At 66.4% G+C, this 19,180-nt stretch carries 16 protein-coding genes and 5 pseudogenes; 14 read left to right on the top strand and 7 right to left on the bottom strand.

Annotated elements, in window-relative coordinates; genetic code table 11:
• Positions 1–24: 24 nt before the first annotated feature.
• From cutA to ACYUED_RS36580, 3 genes are all read right to left on the bottom strand, one after another.
• Positions 25–348 carry a divalent-cation tolerance protein CutA gene (cutA, locus tag ACYUED_RS36570; protein WP_491288862.1) on the bottom strand — a complete coding sequence of 108 codons (324 nt, stop codon included), beginning with the start codon at positions 346–348 and terminating at the stop codon, positions 25–27.
• Between the two features lie 220 nt (positions 349–568).
• Positions 569–1,549 carry an adenosine deaminase gene (gene add, locus ACYUED_RS36575; protein ID WP_491288863.1) on the bottom strand — a complete coding sequence of 327 codons (981 nt, stop codon included), beginning with the start codon at positions 1,547–1,549 and terminating at the stop codon, positions 569–571.
• A 70-nt stretch (positions 1,550–1,619) separates the two neighbouring features.
• Complete coding sequence (locus ACYUED_RS36580; protein WP_491288864.1) at positions 1,620–2,900, bottom strand: nucleotide sugar dehydrogenase; 1,281 nt, start codon at positions 2,898–2,900, stop codon at positions 1,620–1,622.
• Positions 2,901–3,116: 216 nt separating this feature from the next.
• Between ACYUED_RS36580 and ACYUED_RS36585 the strand changes: the two genes are divergently transcribed.
• Both ACYUED_RS36585 and ACYUED_RS36590 read left to right on the top strand, forming a co-directional pair.
• Positions 3,117–4,385, top strand: coding sequence for an IS1380 family transposase (locus ACYUED_RS36585; RefSeq protein WP_491288865.1), 1,269 nt, complete (start codon positions 3,117–3,119; stop codon positions 4,383–4,385).
• A gap of 48 nt (positions 4,386–4,433) precedes the next feature.
• Positions 4,434–4,760: a TetR/AcrR family transcriptional regulator C-terminal domain-containing protein gene (locus ACYUED_RS36590; protein WP_491294600.1), complete on the top strand. Its 327-nt coding sequence runs from the start codon at positions 4,434–4,436 to the stop codon at positions 4,758–4,760.
• 39 nt (positions 4,761–4,799) lie between these two features.
• On the opposite strand, the gene ACYUED_RS36595 is transcribed toward ACYUED_RS36590, so the two are convergent.
• Positions 4,800–5,744 (bottom strand): methyltransferase, encoded by a 945-nt coding sequence (locus ACYUED_RS36595; RefSeq protein WP_491294602.1) that lies wholly within the window; start codon positions 5,742–5,744, stop codon positions 4,800–4,802.
• Between ACYUED_RS36595 and ACYUED_RS36600 the strand changes: the two genes are divergently transcribed.
• The 3 genes and pseudogenes from ACYUED_RS36600 to tnpC form a co-directional block, all read left to right on the top strand.
• Entirely contained in the window at positions 5,689–6,066 is a 378-nt protein-coding gene (locus ACYUED_RS36600; protein WP_491294847.1) for a hypothetical protein, read from the top strand. The genes ACYUED_RS36595 and ACYUED_RS36600 overlap by 56 nt on opposite strands.
• A gap of 206 nt (positions 6,067–6,272) precedes the next feature.
• Positions 6,273–6,593 (top strand): DUF6444 domain-containing protein, encoded by a 321-nt coding sequence (locus ACYUED_RS36605; protein WP_491288866.1) that lies wholly within the window; start codon positions 6,273–6,275, stop codon positions 6,591–6,593.
• Positions 6,503–7,492 (top strand): annotated as a pseudogene (tnpC, locus tag ACYUED_RS36610) (IS66 family transposase); the annotation flags it as partial. The gene ACYUED_RS36605 and the pseudogene tnpC, both read left to right, overlap by 91 nt.
• 482 nt (positions 7,493–7,974) lie before the next feature.
• Here tnpC and ACYUED_RS36615 read toward each other — a convergent pair.
• On the bottom strand, positions 7,975–8,715 hold the full coding sequence (locus ACYUED_RS36615) for a tyrosine-type recombinase/integrase (protein WP_491288867.1): 741 nt from the start codon (positions 8,713–8,715) through the stop codon (positions 7,975–7,977).
• Between the two features lie 187 nt (positions 8,716–8,902).
• Between ACYUED_RS36615 and ACYUED_RS36620 the strand changes: the two are divergent.
• The 4 genes and pseudogenes from ACYUED_RS36620 to ACYUED_RS36635 form a co-directional block, all read left to right on the top strand.
• A pseudogene (locus tag ACYUED_RS36620) lies at positions 8,903–9,717 on the top strand (IS630 family transposase); the annotation flags it as partial.
• Positions 9,718–9,940: 223 nt separating this feature from the next.
• On the top strand, positions 9,941–10,633 hold the full coding sequence (locus ACYUED_RS36625) for an IS110 family transposase (protein ID WP_491288868.1): 693 nt from the start codon (positions 9,941–9,943) through the stop codon (positions 10,631–10,633).
• A gap of 88 nt (positions 10,634–10,721) precedes the next feature.
• Positions 10,722–11,108, top strand: a pseudogene (locus ACYUED_RS36630) (hypothetical protein); the annotation flags it as partial.
• 196 nt (positions 11,109–11,304) lie between these two features.
• A complete protein-coding gene (locus tag ACYUED_RS36635) occupies positions 11,305–11,778 on the top strand; it encodes a hypothetical protein (protein WP_491294849.1) in 474 nt (157 codons plus the stop codon).
• Positions 11,779–11,916: 138 nt separating this feature from the next.
• Here ACYUED_RS36635 and ACYUED_RS36640 read toward each other — a convergent pair.
• Positions 11,917–12,102, bottom strand: a pseudogene (locus ACYUED_RS36640) (transposase family protein); the annotation flags it as partial.
• Positions 12,103–12,586: 484 nt separating this feature from the next.
• Here ACYUED_RS36640 and ACYUED_RS36645 point away from each other — a divergent pair.
• From ACYUED_RS36645 to ACYUED_RS36665, 5 genes and pseudogenes are all read left to right on the top strand, one after another.
• A complete protein-coding gene (locus ACYUED_RS36645) occupies positions 12,587–13,732 on the top strand; it encodes a glycosyltransferase family 4 protein (RefSeq protein ID WP_491288869.1) in 1,146 nt (381 codons plus the stop codon).
• A gap of 366 nt (positions 13,733–14,098) precedes the next feature.
• Positions 14,099–15,448, top strand: coding sequence for a hypothetical protein (locus ACYUED_RS36650; protein WP_491288870.1), 1,350 nt, complete (start codon positions 14,099–14,101; stop codon positions 15,446–15,448).
• Between the two features lie 511 nt (positions 15,449–15,959).
• A pseudogene (locus ACYUED_RS36655) lies at positions 15,960–16,288 on the top strand (transposase); the annotation flags it as partial.
• Positions 16,289–16,406: 118 nt separating this feature from the next.
• The gene (locus ACYUED_RS36660; protein ID WP_491288871.1) at positions 16,407–17,183 is read left to right on the top strand and encodes a site-specific integrase; all 777 of its coding nucleotides are present in this window, start codon (positions 16,407–16,409) and stop codon (positions 17,181–17,183) included.
• Complete coding sequence (locus ACYUED_RS36665) at positions 17,180–17,494, top strand: HNH endonuclease signature motif containing protein (protein ID WP_491288872.1); 315 nt, start codon at positions 17,180–17,182, stop codon at positions 17,492–17,494. Before ACYUED_RS36660 ends, ACYUED_RS36665 begins: the two co-directional genes overlap by 4 nt.
• Before the next feature lie 954 nt (positions 17,495–18,448).
• On the opposite strand, the gene ACYUED_RS36670 is transcribed toward ACYUED_RS36665, so the two are convergent.
• Positions 18,449–18,877, bottom strand: a complete 429-nt coding sequence (locus tag ACYUED_RS36670) for a helix-turn-helix domain-containing protein (RefSeq protein WP_445042639.1) — start codon at positions 18,875–18,877, stop codon at positions 18,449–18,451.
• Positions 18,878–19,180: the final 303 nt, after the last annotated feature.

Genomic DNA, 19,180 nt, shown 5'->3' on the forward strand with positions numbered 1-19,180 from the left:
ACCCGAGCGCGTCGGAAAAGCGCGTCAGCGCTTGGTCGTCTCCTCAACGACCCAGGACAGGTAAGCACCCGATCCGCCTGTCACAGGAAGGGTGACCCACTGCGGCACCTCGTACGAGTGCCTCTCGGACACCCACGCCTCAAGCTCCGTCAGCCTGTCAGCGGTCGTCACGTACGAGATCCGCCACTCCTTCGCCGTCTCGATCTCACTCTTCCACCAGTAGACGGCGGTGAACGGCGCGTCGATGTGAGCGCCGGCTGCAAGCTTGCTCTCAACCGCGCCTCGAGCCAGTGCCTTCGCCTGGTCCTCGTCGTCGATGGTCGTCTGCGCAATCACGATGTCGGTCATGCCACTACCTCTCAAGCCGGGAGTATCCGACCCTATCCAGCGGCTTCCCGTGGGTGCGCAGGCACCAGACCACGAGCTGACAGAATGCGCACGGCCTCGGTCCGGAGTCCGGAGGACCTGACGTCGGGCACTCCTTGGTTTCCGTGACCTTCGTAAGGTCTGCATCGCAGTGTTGCTCTCAGAGAGCAACCAGGTGAAGCTGGCTGGAGGCGCCGTGGTTTCACCGCGTATCGCAGTCCTCGTGGCCACGGTGGAGACGTTGGTCCGATAAATCGGGGACGTCTCCTTTCGTCCATTCTTCGATTTTTGTCAAGGTTTGTGCGATGAAATCAGTGGGTGCCCCGGATGATTGGATCGATGTGCTGGCTATCGCAGCCAGTTGTCGGTCCGTCATCGATAGGTGACTTCGGGCGGTTTGGTATTCCGCGAGCACGCTGCTCTTCAGCAGCAGCGGGTCATCGGAACCCAGGGAGCACGGCACCCCGCTCTCCAGGAGATGCGACAGCGGATGTTCTTCGATGTGCTTGACGACTCCCAGAACGTAGTTGGACGCCAAACACACGTCCAAGGTGATCCGTTCGTTGGCAAGCCGTTCCACGAGCGCCGGGTGTTCGACGGCACGGACTCCATGGGCGATCCGGTCGGGAGACAACACGTCGAGTGTGCTGCGGATGCTCGGTTCGCCCAGTAGTTCCCCGGCGTGCGGCGCGATGATCAGTCCTGCATTCCGGGCGATCGCGAAGGCTTCCCTGAACACTTCCGGAGGAGTGGCGGCCTCATCGCCAGTAAGACCGAACGCCACAACGCCTCGGCCAGCATAGTCGGCGGCGAGCCTCGCGAGGACAGTGGCATCTCGCGGATCGCGATTGCGGCTTGCGCTGAGCGTGATTCCAAAGCCGACGCCGATGGATCTGCCTGCTGCAACTCCGGCGTCCAAGACCAGGTCAAGCACGTCTTCGGAAGAGCCGAGCGCGGGAGCATAGGTTGTCGGATTGAAATGTGGTTCGATCCAGACCGCCCTTGAGGCTGCCGCGTCCTCGACGACCTCACGCACGAGGCGCCGCATGTCACTTCGTGTTCGAATCAGCTTAACGACGGCTCGGTAACAATGCTGGAACGCGTCAAACGAGCGGTAGCAACCGACCTGCGGTGTCGGCTCGGCATAGGTGCTTGCCAGATCCGCGAGGGTGCGGTCACTCAAGGCGATATCCCTCGTTGTTGAGAGTGCGGGCATGGGCATGCCCTCGGGAAGAAACGGGTCGGACAACAGGTCACAGGCGTTCGACGTTCACGCCGCTCAGGCGTGCTCGGCAGTCCAAGACATATGGAGCGTGGGCCTCGATAAGCCGGAGATCGAACGCATCGTGGTCGGTCAGCAGGACGACCGCGTCGGAGGCCGCCACATTGCTCACGGTGAGCCGGGTATGGTGCACTCTGGCATCGAGGCCGAACGGAACACCGACGTGAGGGTCGGCAATCTCAATTTGCGCTCCGTGTTCGGCCAGGAGCCGGGCGATGGTGATCGTCGGCGAATTCCGGATATCGGCGGTGTTGGGCTTGTAGGCCATGCCGAGAAGAAGGATGCGTGAGCGATTGACTGGCAGGCCCTTCCGATTGAGAGCATCGGTCAGGCGCTGCACGATATAGGCGGGCATCGCCGAGTTGACCTCGTTGGCCGCCTCGACCAGCCGCAGCGAGCGGCCCGTCTTCCTCCGGACTTGCCAGGACAAGTAGGTGGGGTCGACCGGTAGGCAGTGCCCGCCAACGCCGGGGCCGGGTGAGAAGCGCATGAAGCCGAATGGCTTGGTGGAGGCGGCATCGAGTGCAGCCCAGATATCGGTGCCGAGTTGTTGGGCGTGTACGGCGAGTTCGTTGACCAAGGCGATGTTGACTTGGTGGAATGTGTTCTCCAGGAGTTTCGCCAATTCGGCGTCGCGCACCGTGGCGACCTCGACGACAGTTTCGACGAGGCTCTGGTAAAAGTCACTCACGGCTTTCAGGGACGCATCGTCTATTCCGGAGACGATCTTTGGCGTGTTCTGGAGGGTCCATATTCGGTTGCCGGGGTCGATCCGTTCGGGGCTGTAGCCGAGGTGGAAGTCCTCGCCCGCCCGGAGCCCGGAGGCGGATTCCAGAATGGGCTTGAGAACGTCGTCAGTCGTTCCCGGGTATGTGGTGGATTCCAGGATGATGACGCAGCCGGGTTGAAGGTGTGGGGCGAGTGCCAGGCCGGCATGCTCGATCGCGGAAAGATCTGGTGCACCGTCGCGTAGCGGGGTCGGTACCGCGATGATTGCGACCTCGAATCCGGCCAAGTCTTCTGGGCGCGTGGTTGGTGCGTAGAGTCCGTCCGTCAGAGCTGCCGCGATCTGTTCCACAGGCACGTCGGGGCTCAATGAATCAGCGGCCTGCAGCCGTTTCACGCGGTCTGCGTCGGTGTCGAATCCCACGACCTGGTAACCGACTTGCGCTGCCCGGATGGCCAGCGGCAGGCCGACGTAGCCTTGGCCGAGTACCACTGTGCGCAGCGGTTCGGAGGGTGCGTCGGCCACTGTCACTCGACCGGTCGGGGCAGATCGGCGGCCAGTAGACGACGGCAGGCAACCCTGGATGACGGGCGGCCGACGCCGGGCAAACGACCTTGAGCCTAGGTCGCGCGACCGCACATCAAGACAGCCCGGGAATGGCCGAACTGGCTTACGGAAGCCGCGAGATGGGCTGAAACAGTAGCCCTTGCGCTGCGTCGGTATCGGCCCTCCTCGGCGGCGGTGCCGCCGAGCCGGAACCAGATCTGCTTCCCCCGCAGGAGCGGCTGGGGCTCCAGCTCGTCGACCGAGGGGTACGGCCACTGTGTCGGGCCGCGCAGCAGCCGCGCCCTGGCAGCGATCGATGCCCCGGCCGCGGCCCGGATCGAGCGTGTCCGCGCCGCGATACGCCGCGTGGTGTGGACACTGCTCGCCCTGTGCCCCGGCGGCTTCCCCTGGATCTCGGTGTGCGGCCGGGAGCTGACCGGCTGGTACGTCCTGGATCTGGACGCGACCATCGTCACCTGCACCAGTGCCAAGGAAGGCGCGGCGGGCACCTTCAAGGGCAGCTTCGGTCACATGCCTCTGGGGGCGTGGGTGGCCAACACCCGTGAGTGCCTCGCCATGCTGCTGCGGCCCGGCAATGCGCCGCCGAACGATGTCGACGACCACAAGAGTGTCCTGGCCTCGGCGTTTCGGCAGCTCCCGCTGCCGTTGTGGTCGAAGCTGCTGGTGCGGATCGATGGCGCGGCCTTCAGCCACGAGGTCCTCGACCATCTCCAGCAGTTGTCCACCAGACGGCGCCGGGTGCGCTGGGTGACCGGCTGGGCCATCAACGACACGGACGAGAAGGCCATCGCCCGGCTGCCCGAGAACGTGTGGACGGCCGCGCTGCGGCAGGACGGCGAGGTCCACGAGATCAAGGGCCCCGACGGGGAGTGGATCTCCTACCAGGTCGCGGAGCTGACCGGGGTCCGCGACCTGACCGGCTGGCCGGCCGGGATGCGGCTGATCGTGCGCCGGGTCAAGCCCTCCCGCCGCGATCTGAAGAAGCTGACCGCGTTCGAGAAGCGCACCGGCTGGCGCTACCAGATCGTCGCCACGAACATCCCCGCCCACCAGGGACTTTCCGGGGTTCCCGCCTCCTGGCAGGTGTGGTTCGTAGACGCTCTTTACCGTGATCACGCCGAGGTTGAGGACCGCATCAAGGCGATCAAACGGGTCGGCCTCGGGCTGCTTCCCTCGAAGTCCTGGCAGCTGAACGCCGCCTGGATCCTGGCCGCCACAATCGCCGCCGACCTCGATGCATGGACCCGGCTCCTCCTCCTGCACGACAAGCCCGAACTCGCCGCCGCGGAGCCGGAGACGATCCGCATGAAGCTGTACCACCTGCCCGCCCGCCTTACCTCCCACGCCCGCCGCCGCACCCCCCACCTTGACCGGACCTGGCCCTGGGCATCAGCCTTCACCACCGCCTGGCAGCGAGCCCATCAGCTTCCGGCCCTCACCTGACGGCCAGCCACCAACCCGACAAGGACCAGGAAGGAGCAGACCCGCAGGATTCCGGCCCCGTGGAAGTCGGCGCACCCGCGGCGTCAGGCGAGGGCCCCCGCATCGACCAGCGGGACAAACAGGGCAAACCGTCAAGCCAGCCAGACCGATCAGGCCTCAGACGAATCGAGGTTGAAGCCGGCGGCCTTCATGGAGCCGTACCTGATGTCCTTGCTTGAGACCGGTGAGTTTCCGTATCTGAGCAAGATGGCGCAAGCGTCCGAGATCGGTGACGCTGACGAACGGTTCGAGAACGGGCTGTCGATGATCCTGGACGGAATCGAAGCCCGGTTCACGACGACCACCGGGAACAGCGGATCGCGCTCGGCCGAATAGACGCACCAGCAGCTAGTCGTCTTCGACGAGCGCGATCACTCAACGCGGCGCCTGCAGTTCGACAATGGAGAGGCGACCGGCTGGCGTGGTCGAGGTGATCTGGAGGCCGGCCGATCCGGCCAGTTCCTCCAGCTGCTCAAGCGTGTGTTGCCGGCCTCCGAAGTAGCAGAGCATCCGCAGGTCAAAACCTTCGGTCCGGACGCTCTCGTCGTTGAAGTAGTCCACGACGAACACGCTTCCCGTCTTCGACGCCGCGTCGGCGCAGCGCCGCATGATGCGCGCGGCCGACGCGTCGTCCCAGTTGTGCAGGATGCTCGACAGCAGATAGCCGTCCGCTCCTGCGAGAAGCTCGTCGAAGAAGCTGCCGACCACCGCCTCGGCCCGGTGCTCCAGACCGCCCGCAGCAATGGCCTTCTCGGCGCGACGCACAGGGCCGGGCAGGTCGATGACCGTCCCCCGCAGGCCGTGATGGGCCTGCAGGATGGTTATCAGCATGCTGCCGTCGCCGCCGCCGACATCGACGAGATGGCGAAGCCTTCCCCACGGATACGCCCCGGCCACGGCGGGCGCGAGCGCCGTCAGCCTGGCGCCCATCAGGGCGTCGAACGACGCGGCACGCCCGTCGTCGGCCGACAGGTCGTCCCAGAACGCCAGGCCGTACTGCTGCGGGAAGGCGGGCTCGCCGGTACGAACCGTGTGCAGCAGATGGACAAGGCTCAAGTCAGCGTGCCCGAGGGCACCCTCGATGTCGAGCACGCGCCGCATTCCCTCGGGCTGCCCGTCACGCAGGTGCTGCCCCATGGCCGTCAGGTCGTAGGCAGCGGTCTCCGTGCTCGACAGAACGCCGACGGTGACCAAATGGTCCAGCAGCCGCCCCAGTACGTCCTTGTCGGCGTGCACCGCCTCGGCCAACTCCCCGGTCGTTCGGGTGCCGGCGACGATGTGGTCCGCCAACCGTAACGTCGCCGCCACCCTGATGGCCATCGGCGTCACCAGATCAGCGGCTGCCCACACTTCCTCGCCTCTGGCGGTCGTTGTCTCCTTGGCCATGACCCCTCCTGACTCAATGGGTTCGTTCAACCCGGCATGGATGATCTCGGTGTCTCTACGACAGATCATCGGCTTGTTCCTCCGCGAAGGCCTTGGCGAGACGAAGGTTGCTCATGCTGTTGGCGCTCACCCTACGCCGCAGGTACCGGCGCGCTCCACCGACCGTCGTCCCGGCGCCGAGCAGTGGGAGTGCCGAGGGCTTGATCGTGCTGGTGCGCCGGGCTTCGGCAACGACGCCTTCCGGCTTCTGGGGTAAGCATTCACGAGCTTGGACTGGTGGTTGCGAGTTGACGATGTGACAGGTCGCTGTGGTCTCTGGCACGCTGCGGGATCATGTCTGCCGCTGCTGAGCCCGCCGCGTCGCGTGAGGACCTCCTCACGCTGATCGCTGTGCTGCGCGAGCAGAACGTGGTGCTGGCCGAACGCTGGGCGGGGCTCGAAGAGTAGAACGAGCACCTGGTCGTGGCGAACGAGCGGCTGACGGCGCGGGTGGCGGAGCTGGAGCGGCGGTTGGACCGCAACTCGAAGAACTCCAACTTCCCGCCCTCGCAGGACGTGTTCGGCCTGCCGAAGGACGAGACGGTGGCGAAGCCGAAGCCGGCGGCCAAGCGGGGCAAGCGCAAGGGTGCGCCGGGGGCAGGACTGGCGATGGTCGACAACCCGGACCGGGTCCAGGACCACCGGCCCGGTGCGTGCTCGGACTGCGGCGAGGCACTGCGCGGTGCACCGTCGGCGGGTTTCGTCCGCCGCCAGGTCAGCGACGTCCCGCTGGTGACGGCGTAGATCACCGCCGACTGCACAAGGTCCGTTGCGACTGCGGCCACGTCACCGCGGCCGACACCCCCGGACTGCTCGCCGGATCGCCGACCTCCTATGGCCCGAACCTGCGGGCCCTGGCGGTCTACCTCCTCGTCTTCCAGCACGTTCCCGTCGAGCGCGCCGCCCAGCTGATCGCGGACCTGACCGGTGCGCGGGTCTCCACCGGCTGGGTCTCCTCGGTGCTGGAGCAGGCGTCCGGGCTGGTCGAGCCCTCGCTGAATCTGATCCGCGCGCTGCTGGTGCTCGGGCACGTGCTGCACGCGGACAAGACCACCACCCGGATCGGGGCCAGGCGTCGCTGGCTGCACGTGGCGTGCACCGAGCACCTGACCCTGCTCGGGCTGGCCCCGCGTTCGCGCGAGGGCGCGAACTCCCTGCGGGTGCTGCCCGGCTTCCGGGGCACCCTGGTCCATGACTCGCTCTCGCTCTACGCCGGCTACCGCGACGCGCACCACCAGTTGTGCGGTGCGCACCTGATCCGCGAGTTGACCGCCGCCGAGCAGGACCACCCGACACAGAAGTGGCAGCAGCAGATCCGCTGGGCCCTGGCCGGACTGAACCGCCAGGCCCGCCGCGTGCGCTCCGGCGACACGGCCGAGATCACCCCCGAGGCCCTGCTGTTCTACCAACGCCACTACCACCAGGGCATCGCGGCGGGCCTGGCCCTGCACCCCAGAGCCCCCGGCCGCAAACAGTCCCCGGCCCGCAACCTGCTGGAACGCCTCCGCGACCAGGCCGGCGACGTCCTGCGCTTCGCCGACCACCCTAAACAGGTCCCCTTCACCAACAACACCGGCGAGCGAGCCCTTCGACCGGTCAAGACGCAGGTCAAGATCTCCGGCTGCCACCAGTCCGCAAGCGGGGATAGTCCTCGGGGAACAGATCGACCTGCGGCGCAAGCCGTGGTTCCCAGCCATGCTGCCGCGTCGCGTGTAACAGCCCGGCAAGGCTGCTGAGCTGGCCGGTTCGGCTCTTCGGGTTGGGGAAGCGTTCGGCCAGGTGAGCCAGATGGATCTCGATCACTTGGCGGGTCAGGGCCTCGGGGCCGGTCCTCAGCACGGGGAATGACTGGGCGAACAGCGTGATCGCGCGGATGTCGGCGCCGACCGTGGCGAGGGCGACTCCGGTCGACAATCTCCAGCGGGCCCACCGTTTGGTCAACTGCCTCAGCCAGAGCGGCTCGATGCCGGTGAACCGGAAGCGGGCGTCCCGGCCGGGGAACCCGAGGCGACGCAGCAGCCAGACGTCCCGCGGGAACTCCGCGTCCCAGCCGACACCCTCCACGACGTCCCGGAGGTAGCCGATCGCGTCCAGCAGGAAGCGGCGTTCGATGTGGCCGCGTTCGCTAGTCGCTGTAGAGGTGGAACAGGTCGGCGTCGACGGGCACTTCCCGTGACCACGTCTTCGCCCGTGCCCTGTTCACGTTCGTGCGGGCCCGGACCGCCACCAGCCGCCGACGGGGGTCGAGATCCTCGTGCCGCAGGCCCAGTGTCTCACCGATCCGCAGACCCGTGCCCTTCAACAAGCTCAGCAAGAACCTGTCCCGCAACCGGTCACATGCCTCGATCAACGTCGTCATCTCCGCCTGGCTCAGCTCGCGCGGCGGCCGGCGGTCGACACGCAGGGAGATCGCGCGGTGCCGTTTCGGCCGGGACCCCAAATGCGCCAGGAACGGCTGCCACGACCCGCCGCGTCGGCCAGGACGCCACCGCGTCAGCAACTCCCCGAGCTCGACACCGTGTCGATGATGGAACTCGTAGAACGACGCCAGGGCCGACAGCTTCCGGTTGACCGTCGACGCAGCAAGATTCGCCTCGACCCACGGCAGTGCCACCACCTGCCCGTCGCGAGCCCCCTCCGGCAGCCGCAGCCAAGCGATGAATCGGCCCAGGTCCTCCAGGGCGACCCCGTCCCACCGCAGGCCATGACGGTCCAAGAACTCGAAGTAGTCCCGCAGATCATGCGCGTAGGCACGGACGGTGTTCGGAGAGCGATCAATCGCCGTCAGATGAGCCAGGAACCGCTCCGCCGGATCGACAACCACCCCGTCGGACAGGAGGGTCGTCGACTCCGTGCCCGACGGCATACCAGCTGCTGAACCCGAAACACGGGCCGCGTCGCGGACGCAGCAAGATAAGAAGTCCACAGTTGGGCTAACGCCCCTCCCACCGAACCGTTACGGACGTCGTGGACTCTCCAGAAGGACGGTTACTGAGCTTTTCGGCTTGCCTTCGGGTGGTGACGTTGGGTGATCCTTGCGGTATGCCGTTGTCCTGCGGTACGCGGATGGTGGGGGCCTGACCGCTGAGCGGCGGGCTGCGCGTGAAGGGATCCGGCTGGAGGCCGGGCAGATGTTCGTACGAGGTGCCAAGACTTCGGACATCGCCAAGGAGTTGCGGGTGAGTGAGCGTTCGGTGGAGCAATGGCGCCGCAACTGGCGTGAGGGCGGCATGGAGGGTCTGAAGTCGAAGGGGCCCGCGAAGCTGCCGAATTTGTCGGACGAACGGTTCGCCCTGCTGGAGAAGGAGCTCGCCAAAGGTCCGGCCGCGCATGGCTGGGAGGACCAGCGGTGGACGCTGGAACGCGTCAGAGCACTGATCGGCCGCCAGTTCCAGATCAGCTGCTCCATCGCGGGAGTGTGGCGGCTCCTGCACCGCCACGGCTGGTCCTGGCAGAGCCCGGCCCGACGCGCGCTGGAACGTGACGAACACGCGGTCGAGCTGTGGAAGAAGGACGTGTGGCCGCAGGTGGAAGGACCGCGGCGGCGCTCGATGCCTGGATCGTCTTCGAGGACGAGGCCGGGTTCGCGATGACGCCGCCATGAGCCCGAACGTGGGGCCGGCGCGGACAGACTCCCGTGGTCACAGTGCGTGGACGGTCCAGGCGACGCATCTCGGTCGCCGCGATGTGCTGCTACCGGCCCGGCGAGAGGTCCCGGCTGATCTACCGGCCCCGCTTCCACGCGCTCCTGAAGGTCGCACGCAAGAGCTTCTCCTGGCAGGATTACCGTGACCTCCTGGTCCGCGCCCACCTGCAGCTCGGCGCCCCGATCATCGTCGTCTGGGACAACTGTGACACTCATGGGGCGCCGTCCGGGGCCAGGGTCTGACCCGTGGGACAACTGGCCCAGGCTGCCTTGTTGAGGATCTGTCGGCCCTGGTCCCGGGCGGTGCTTGCTGCCGTTTCGGACCGGTGGATGTGTCCCGATAGGGGCCTTGCCTCACAAGGCACCGTCACAGTTCTGACCGTCCACCGGCCCGACGTTGGCTACAGCCCCATGCCGATCGAGGAGCCGCGTGACCATCACCAGCATGCCCCAGCCGACTCTGCCCACACAGCCGGAAGATCCGCCGACCGAGGACGTGATCCTGGGGGTGGACACTCACAAAGACGTGCATGTCGCCGCGGTGATCACGGTGCTCGGGGCGATGCTGGCCCACCAAGAATTCCCGGCGACCGCCGCCGGATACCGCCAACTCCTGGCCTGGGCCCGCTCTTTCGGCCCCTTGCGCCGGGCGGGTGTGGAATGCACCGGATCCTACGGAGCGGCCCTGGCCCGTTACCTGAAGCGGGAGAACATCCAGGTCGTCGAGGTCAACCAGCCAGACCGCGCCATCCGCCGCAAGCTCGGCAAGACCGACGCCGTCGACGCGGAGGCCGCCGCTCGTGCGGTGCTGTCCGGGCGCGCTGACGTCATACCCAAATCCGGCGAGGGCCCAGCGGCCGACATGCGTGTGCTCCGGCTGGCGAAGGAGTCGGCCGTCAAGGCCCGCACGCAGGCGAAGAACCAGCTCAAAGCCGTACTCCTCGGTGTGGATCCCGAGCTGCGCGAGGCCCTGTCCAACCTCAGCAACACAGCCCTGATCGCCACATGCGCCGACCTTCCCGACGGCGACGATGCAGCCGTGTTCACGCTCCGGCTGCTGGCCCGGCGCATCCAGCAACTGACCACCGAGGTCAAGGAGCTCGCCCGCTGGACCACCAAGGAAGAGGTATGCGCATGAACGCGTCCGCTGTTCCCGAACCGCGGACGTCCGCCGCCGCAGCACCAAGGCGGCGGTCGGACGCGTCCACGAGGCCGTCGCCCGGCTCCGCCGCGAGAAGGCGCAGATCAGCGTCGCCGCCGTTGCCCGACGAGTAGGCGTGTCCAGGACCTCCCTCTACGGCAATCCCGAGGCCAGAGGCGCCATCGCCGCGGCAACGGCCGAGGTCGGTGAACACCGGATCCGGATCCTCGTCGACGAGGACGACGAACGCGAGGCGGCCTGGCGCGAACGCGCACTGAACGCCGAGGGCGCCCTCAAGGCCGCCCGCGCCGAGATCCTCGCCCAGCGAGAGGGTATCGGTGAACTCCTCGGCCAGATCCGCGACTTGGAAACCGAATGGACCGAGGAGACGATCCAGCGGATCACCACCGAGAACACCACCCTCAAACAACGTGTCCGTCAGCTCACCACCGACAACCGCATCCTGGACTAACAGCTCAAGGCAGCCCGCTCGAACCTGCGCTTCCAGGACCGGCGCATTGCCGAGCTCGAAGCCCGCCTTGCCGATCCGTCGGGTCGAACCTGATCCCCTTCCAGAAACCGGTGGCGCTCAGCCAGAACCCCTGCCATCTTTGTTCCATCATTCATCAGCTATGAACCGGTGTTCATCGGAAAGGGAAACGCGACACGTGATCCTCGTGCATGTCTCCGCCACCTGGCCCCAGGTCCTGGACGGTCAACTCACCCCAGGGCAAGCCACCTTGGGAGAGTGGTTCAACATCAGCGACTCGTCCCTCGCCGAATACAGCGACGCCGTGCTCGGCATCTTCGAGAACACCATCGTCAGCGCGTTCGATGTCACCGGCGAGCCCCACCGCGATGACGAGGGCCGGGTTACCTTCCCCGGCACACCGTCGGCGGAGTGGTCCCACCTGATCGGCACCCCCAACCCCGGCAAGCCCTGGGGCGTCCGGGGCATGGCCCGGCCGATCCAATACCTCGACACCGCGGTGCTGGTCGGCGGCACCGCCGAGGTCGAAGACGGCGGCACCGCCCGCAGGGCTGTGGTCGACGGCTTCACTCTCGTCGTCGACAACGAGGGAACCGCGGTGTTGTCCGTCCCCGCCGGCCGCAAGGTCACTGTCCTGACCAACGTGGCCTGACGCTGTCGCGGCCCGCCCAATGGAACCCCGGACGCCAAGGCGTCCGGGGTTCCGCCGCGAGACCACGCCGACCCGCCCGGCCAGCCCGTCCGCCTCCTCGGCGAACGTCACCCGCGGACATCCCGGCGCATCGCAGAACAGACGCCGGATCATCAGCTCAATGCACACCTGCCGCCCGCCGACCGCACCGTCCGCGAGGCGCCGCTGATATCCGCTGTGGCGCCGCACCGACGGTGTCCCGCAGTCCGGACATGACACAGCCACCGACTCCGAGGTTCTGGCCACGATGCGCAACACCCCGATCTCCGGGCTCACTTGCTCCATCAGCCCCCTGTCGGCAAGACCGCCTGACACACCTTCAGCAGCTCCTCACACTCGGCAAGTATCGTGCGCTGGTGACAGACCGTCACCGGCGGCCGGAAGCGGTGATCGGCTTCACGGAAATCTTGGAGGAGCCCGAGTTCAGCCGACGCCGACACGCTGACCGGCACCTGCGCCCTCCTGCCGGCGCTGTATGGCGACGAGGGGGCGGCGGGTGGCCGGTTTGCGACCGGCGTGAGCCAGAGTGCCTGTGAGCTGTGCGTTTTATGCCATGCCTCGGCAGGCCACGATGTGGTGGTTTCGCGCGGAGGCACTGGTTCCGCTCGGGTGTGTCGGGGCTGAATGGATGCGAGGCCGGAGCCGGCAGACGACGCGTTCCGCCTGATTTGGCGCGCTTTCGACGCATCACCCTATCCGGAGGGACTTCTTGGTGGACCAGCTGGAATTACGTCCGTACCGCCTGGCCGTTGCACCGAGCGTGCGGGGCGTGTCAATCGTGGCCAGGGTGTACGGGTATCCACCGGACCACAACGCCGGCTCGGAGTGGATGCTGCACTCGATGCTGCGCCCCCTGGCCGAGCGTGGTCACAAGGTGGAGGTCTGGCTGTCCCACCCCGGCAAGAGCGAGAAGACCTATGAGATCGACGGAGTACGGGTCATCCCTTTCCAGGAAGGCATCGACTTCGCCGCCCGGGCGCATGAGGCGGATGTGTTGGTCTCCCACTACGAGAACGTGCCCCTGGTGGCCGGCCTCGCCCGGGACCGTCTCATCCCGCTGGCCGTGATCTGCCACGACAACTTCGCCGCCAGCTTCCACAATGCGGCGGGTGCTGATCTCGTCGTCTACAACAGTGAGTGGATCCGTCGGGACGGCGAGATCTTCTACGCCCGTTACCCGCGCGAGTTCCTGCCCCGGCACAGCATCATCGTGCGCCCGCCGGTGATCGTGGAGGAATACCGCACGCAGCCCGGCGACTGCGCCACCCTGGTCAATCTCAACGCCGACAAGGGCGGCGAGCTGTTCTGGCAGATCGCCGCCTGGACTCCGCAGTGGAAGTTCCTCGGCGTCCGAGGGGCTTACGGGCAGCAGATCATGCCGCCACCCCGGCTGCCCAACTGCGAGGTCCTCGAGTCGGTGCCCGGGCAGCAGATGCGCGAGCACGTCTACAGCCGCTCCCGAGTGATGCTCATGCCGAGCCTGTACGAGTCCTGGGGGCGGGTCGCGGTGGAGGCGTTCGCCTCGGGCATCCCGGTCATCGCCCACCCCACCCCCGGACTCGTTGAATCCTTGGGCGAAGCCGGCATCTTCGCCTACCGCGACGACCTCAACGCCTGGATCGACGCCCTCGTATCCCTCCAGGACCCCGAAAACTGGGCCCGGGCCTCCCACCGGGCCAAAGCCCGCTCCATCGAACTGAGCGCCGCTCCCGACCTCGACCTGTGGTGCGACGCCATCGAATCACTGACAACCGAGGGCACCCCGAACAGCCTCCGCCGGCGTGCCCTCGGCACGCTCGTCGACGCCAGGGAGATGCGCCGCAGCACGCGGGACAGCGGTGCAGCCTGCGGGGGAGAACCGCATCCGTGTCCGTGTGCGGCACGGTGCTTCTCAATACAGGCCAACCGCGATTGATTCGGTCGACCCGCTACGACAGGACGGCAGACCATGCCCCAGGAAACCCTCGTCTCCACCTCCCATCGACATCTCGCAGCCGGGCCCCGTGCCGCCTTTGCGCAGGGCACAAGCCCACCTCTCGCTCGCTGCACGCACATCCAGCGCTTCAACTACTAGGGCAACGCGGCGAACTTCACCGTTCCGGCGGGGCGTCACGACGATCAACGCCCGCTCCTGGGGCGACGGAAGCGCGGGACCCAACCCAGGAGGCGGGGCGGCTTCGCCACCGGGGACATCGCCTGGTACGGGCGGACATCGGCCTTTCATCGTCCCCTCATGACCCGAGCCAGAAGTGAGCCGGGGCTTCCAACGAAGGAGAATGGCATGAGCACATCAGTCTTGGCCTTGCCGGTCGACGCTCAGACGTCGGACCCGGAATGGACCAGTATCAAAACACTCGGGTACGCGAACCGGTTCGCCACCTGGGACTCCGAGTTCCGCTACGACGGCCGCATCCGCGTCCCCGTGGGCATCAAGATCACAAGGGTCGACTACGCCTACTACGGCCAGGACGACAAGACCTACTGGAACGCCGTCGAGGTGCCGCGCGGCCGCATGGGCATCGACCAGCAGTACGAGGTGATCGACCTGACGTTCCTCGAGGACTCCGACGTCATCACCTTCACCCTGCGCGGTGACCTCAACGTCGACTCCGCACCGGAGCAGGGTCAGTACAGCCGCACGTACCAGCTCGGTGTGAAGGTCGGCCTCAGCGACGGCACGACCCGCACGACGCACGTGGCGATCGAGGTCCTCTGGCCCGCCTATGACCCGGCCAACGGGCGGATCGGGCGCCCCTTAGTCCGCCTCCCCTACGACACGGGCTGGGGCGGAACTCCCAACAGCCAGGCCGGCTTCGGCTACGTGTCGGACAACGGCTACATCGCCGACAAGTTCATCATCGACCTGGTCAACCCCCGTCAGGGCAAGGGCAACGTGGCCGGCAACAACAGCGACCACGTGTACTACCAGCTGGTGCACGAGGATGGCACGCCGTCCCACCTCACGCCCGCCCCGGTCAAGTTCTACGTCAAGGGCCACGCGGACGCCAAAACCGGCAACAAGCGCATCCTCGATGCCGTCAACCTGCGGGATGAGGGCGACAAGCCGGGGTACTACCGGTTCCTGGTCTGGCCGCAGTCCACCAACACCGCCGACGGCAAGACAAGCACCACCATGAGCTGGGATCCGGACAAGCCGGAAGACGCCTTTCAGCTCGGCAGCGTCTACTTCCGCTACACCGCTACCCGCAGCGCCGGCTTTTCCGTGGCTCCGGGCGGACCGCCGGACGTCAGGCTGACTGCCGGCGGCCCCGTCGGCTATCCGGGGGTGCGTCTCGAGACCAGCGAAGGGCCGGTCCCCGTGCAGACCGTCCAGGTCAGCCTGCCCGAAGGGATGGGGCTGCAGTTCGTGGAGGAAGGCAACCCCGGCTACCAGCTGACCGTGCTGGACTCCGACGGAGCGACGAAAAAATTCGTCGGACAGCTGTCCCGGGACGGCCAGACCCTCACCTGCTCCAAGGTCAACCTGGCGCTGCCGGGCAAGTCCTCCAAATCCACCGCCTGGGTGGCGGTCAGGGCCACTGACCCGGATACCACGGGCCGCACGTCCTTGACCTTCCAGGTGGGAAGCGAGACGAGCCAAAGCACCTCCATCGAGGTCCGTTCCCTCTGACCGTCAAGGCCGCGCCGGGGCCCCGACGGGGCGCGGGCGCGGCGAGCAGCAGACCTCATAGCCCGCTGAGCAGAGCGCATGGGCTCGGCACCATCGACTCACGCGGCCCGGGCGGCCAGCAGTGTGCTGGTCGCCACCAACGGAGCCTGCGCCGTGACATCGGTGCGGGGCAGGGCGTGCGGGAGCGTTGTGCGGGTCTGCGGTGTAGTCGCGCTATGGGCGCCTGGATGGGTAGCAAGTGACGGTCGGCATCGGCCTTCGGGGACGGGCCGGAACGACATCCCGGGAAAGTTGCACAGGCATCCGCTCGATCTCCTTGTCCATCCCGGCTCAACGACCTCTCGCCTAGCAGAAGTTCAGACACAGGCTTTCAGCTTGTTCTCTTTCTTCCGGCCTCGAACGGTGTCTCGTACTGAGTCGCTCACCTGAGGGTTTGCCGGACGTGGGGGCGGCCTTCGTCTGATCCTGTGCTCCGACCAAGGTGCACGTGACCAAGACGAAGGCCGTGAGGGTGAGTCTGCTGCCTGACGTTGTGCGGAGGGATGCGTTCGCGGAAGCGTCACCCTTCCGGGGCGAGTTCTACGAGTGTCTGACCGCTCGGCGCGACGAGTTGTTCGAGCTGACGGATGCGGTGTTGTGTGCGGACGGGGCGGTGAAGTCCCCGGTGGCCTGACGCTGCTGCCCGAGCATCGGCGTGGGCACGGAGCGATGTACGGAGGCCTGAACCACGGCCGGATCGATGTCGGCCAGGTGCGGAGGGTGCTGGCCAGGTTGTCTCTGCCGCGGTTCGACGGCGGGCGTCTGATTCTGGCCGTCGATGTGTCGCCATGGCTTCGTTCGGGGGAAGTTGGGCAGCATCCGTCTTCAGGAGCTCACTGAAGAGGACGTAGAAGGGTGGATGCACTGGGCTCTGAAGCACGGGCGCGTACGCGGTGGAAAGGCAGGCACTCCGCTCGGGGTGACCAGCGTGGACATGAGCCTTGCTCGGCTGAAGGACGCTCTGAACCGAGCCGTGACGCGTCGACTGGTGCCCATGAATGTGGCCCAGCACGTGACCATTCCGCGCAGAGCACGCAAGGAAGAGAGGAAGAACAAGCAGGAGGTGAAGCCCTGGAACGTCCTGGAGGTTCAGAATTTCGTCCGTGGCGTCAGCGAAGAACGTCTCTACGCTCCGCTCCTGCTGTCCCTCATGGGTCTACGTCCAGCGGAAGTCTGCGGACTCCGGTGGGAAGACGTCGACCTGGACAACGCCACGATCACCATAGCCAACACACGGACCATGATGGGCAATCGGTACGTCGTGGAGAAGGACACCAAGTCCCTGGCCGGTGAACGGGAACTTCCGTTGCCGGCTCCGGTGCTGGCTGCACTGAGGTCGTTCAAGGTCCTTCAGGCCAAGGAGAAGCTGGCCCTTGGTGAGGCATACGCAGAGGCCGGCTACGTCTTGGTGCACGAGACCGGAGCAGCCTTCACGATCAAGCAGCTCCGCCGACGCGTGTATCGACTCATGGCAATCCTCGGTCTCCGCCGAGTCCGTCTCTACGACGCTCGTTCGTCGTGCCTCACGTACCTGGCCAACAACGGCGTGCCGGATCACATCCTTGCCCGGTGGGCCGGACACACGAATGTGAAGACCACGAAGAAGTGGTACGTGAAGCCGGACGTCGAAGATCTTCGGGAAGCCGCCACAACGTGGGATGGCCTGCACGGTGCTCCGACGGAGGGGCAAGTGTGAGTCTGGCGGTTTACCGACCGAGCGACCTGCCCAGCGGCATGTCTGCCAAGATCGAGGTGGACGCGGAGGCCGACTGTTGGCTGTGGACCGGTAGCTGCAACGGAAAGGGGCAGTCAGGCTACGGCCAAGTCTCCTACGAGGGAAAGGCACAGCTTGTCCACCGTGTGGTGTTCGGGTTGTTGGTCGGTGAGATTCCGGAGGGCTTCCAGGTGCGTCATGCCGATCCTTGGGGACGGCACTTTACGCTTTGCTGCAACCGGGACCACCTGGAAGCCGTGCCGAAGAAGGAAGCTCTGCGGCGCAGGGACTAGGAGCGCGCGCGAGCCAGGAGGACGCACTGTCCCCACGGCCACGCGTACACGCCAGAGAACTCGTATCTGGATCCCCGAGGGTTTCGGCAGTGCCGGACGTGCTGCGCCGAGAGGGTAAGGAGCCGCCGGGTTCCCATGACCGTGTGAGATTTCGTGAGACGTGGGAGGGTCTGGGGCGTGAGTGAGACACCACCGAACCCCCTGCAATACCGCTTTGACGGGCCAGAAGACGCCCCGGTCCTGATCCTCGGTCCCTCCCTGGGTACCACATGGCACAGGTTGTAGAGACCGTCTGTGGGCGTCCAGGCCAGTCCAAGATGAGCGCGTAATGCCAGGTCAGGGCACTCTGGTCCGATGGAGTCGACGCAGTCGGTGATAGGCGTGTGAGAGCGGTGTGCGACGAGAAGCCCCGCGGGTGCGGCCCGGCGGGGCTTCTGAGTAGGTGGGTTTCAGTGTCTGCTGTGGCCACCGTTGCACTCGGGTTCTCCTCTCTCAAGCACCCGAAGCAAGAGCGCGGTTACGACAGGAGTCTTACGGCCGACGCGCAGCATCCGACCCCGGGAACTCTTCGCGACCCACCAGGTCGTAGCCTTCACTCCTGCAAAGCCGAACGCCTTTGGAGGCGTCTGCGGCACTGCCAGTGCTCTCCGATGTTGCGTGGACCGCGTGCGGCGACTACCACGGCGTTGCCGGAGACGACGGTCGCAGGCCGTCACGCGTCACCGCCGAGGACTTTGCCCGCTTCATCTCGCGGCCGCATCGCTCCGCTGGCCTGGAAGCGGGTGGCATCCCTGCATGTCGCCCGCTGCCGAACGCTGCCCGCTCGCGGGCCATGTTGCGCCTGCCTCTGGGCCCTCGGTTCTTCCGGATCTCGAAGTCCATTGCATCCCCTGAACTGGGGTGTTGCGACGACCACTAGAACTCAGGGCTCGGCGGGGCTTTTGTGCACAGAGGCTATGACGGAGTGCAGCGGCTGGCGTGGGCACCGTTGTACTCCGGCTCTCCGCTTTCGAGCACGCGGAGCAAGGACGCGGTGACGACACGCGTGCTACGTCCGATGCGTAGCACGCGGCACGGGAACTCCCCGCGACGCACCAGGTCGTAGCCCTTCGCCCGAGAGAACCCCAACGCCCTGGAGGCGTCTTCCACGCTCCCCGTTCCGTCCCAGGTGGCGCGGATGTGTGTAGGGCTGTAACGGGTGCTTTGCACCTCGTTGGTCTGTCCGTGCAATTCGAATTCTCCAGTTGCTAAGGCGGTGCGGCTTGCGCGCAGCCGATGGGGTTTGAAGCTGCTGAAATCGTGCCGCGCTGCGCGGCAGGGACAGTGGATCACGGTGCCGACCCGGAAATTGATCAAGACAGCTAGTGACGTAATTGAGGTCACCCAGCCTTGTGCGCTGAGGTTGATGCCGATGAGCAGGCCACCCCGCAGCAGGTCAACTTCATTCCTGGGTGCACTCGGGATGCGATAGAAGCCAACCCCCTACGGCGCGGGGGAGGTGGGGATGCCGCTACGGGCTTCGCGGGACCTCGAGCGCCCACGGCACCTGTTCCATACGAGCTCTGCGGCAGCCCAGAGAGCTGACAGCCGCGCGACACTTTGAATTGACAGCCGTCTTGGCGATTCCTCTCGACGTAGGTGCAGGTTGTGGCGGTGGACCATCAATGATCCGGGGAAATGCCGGTT

This window comes from Streptomyces sp. DF42 (assembly GCF_058267695.1).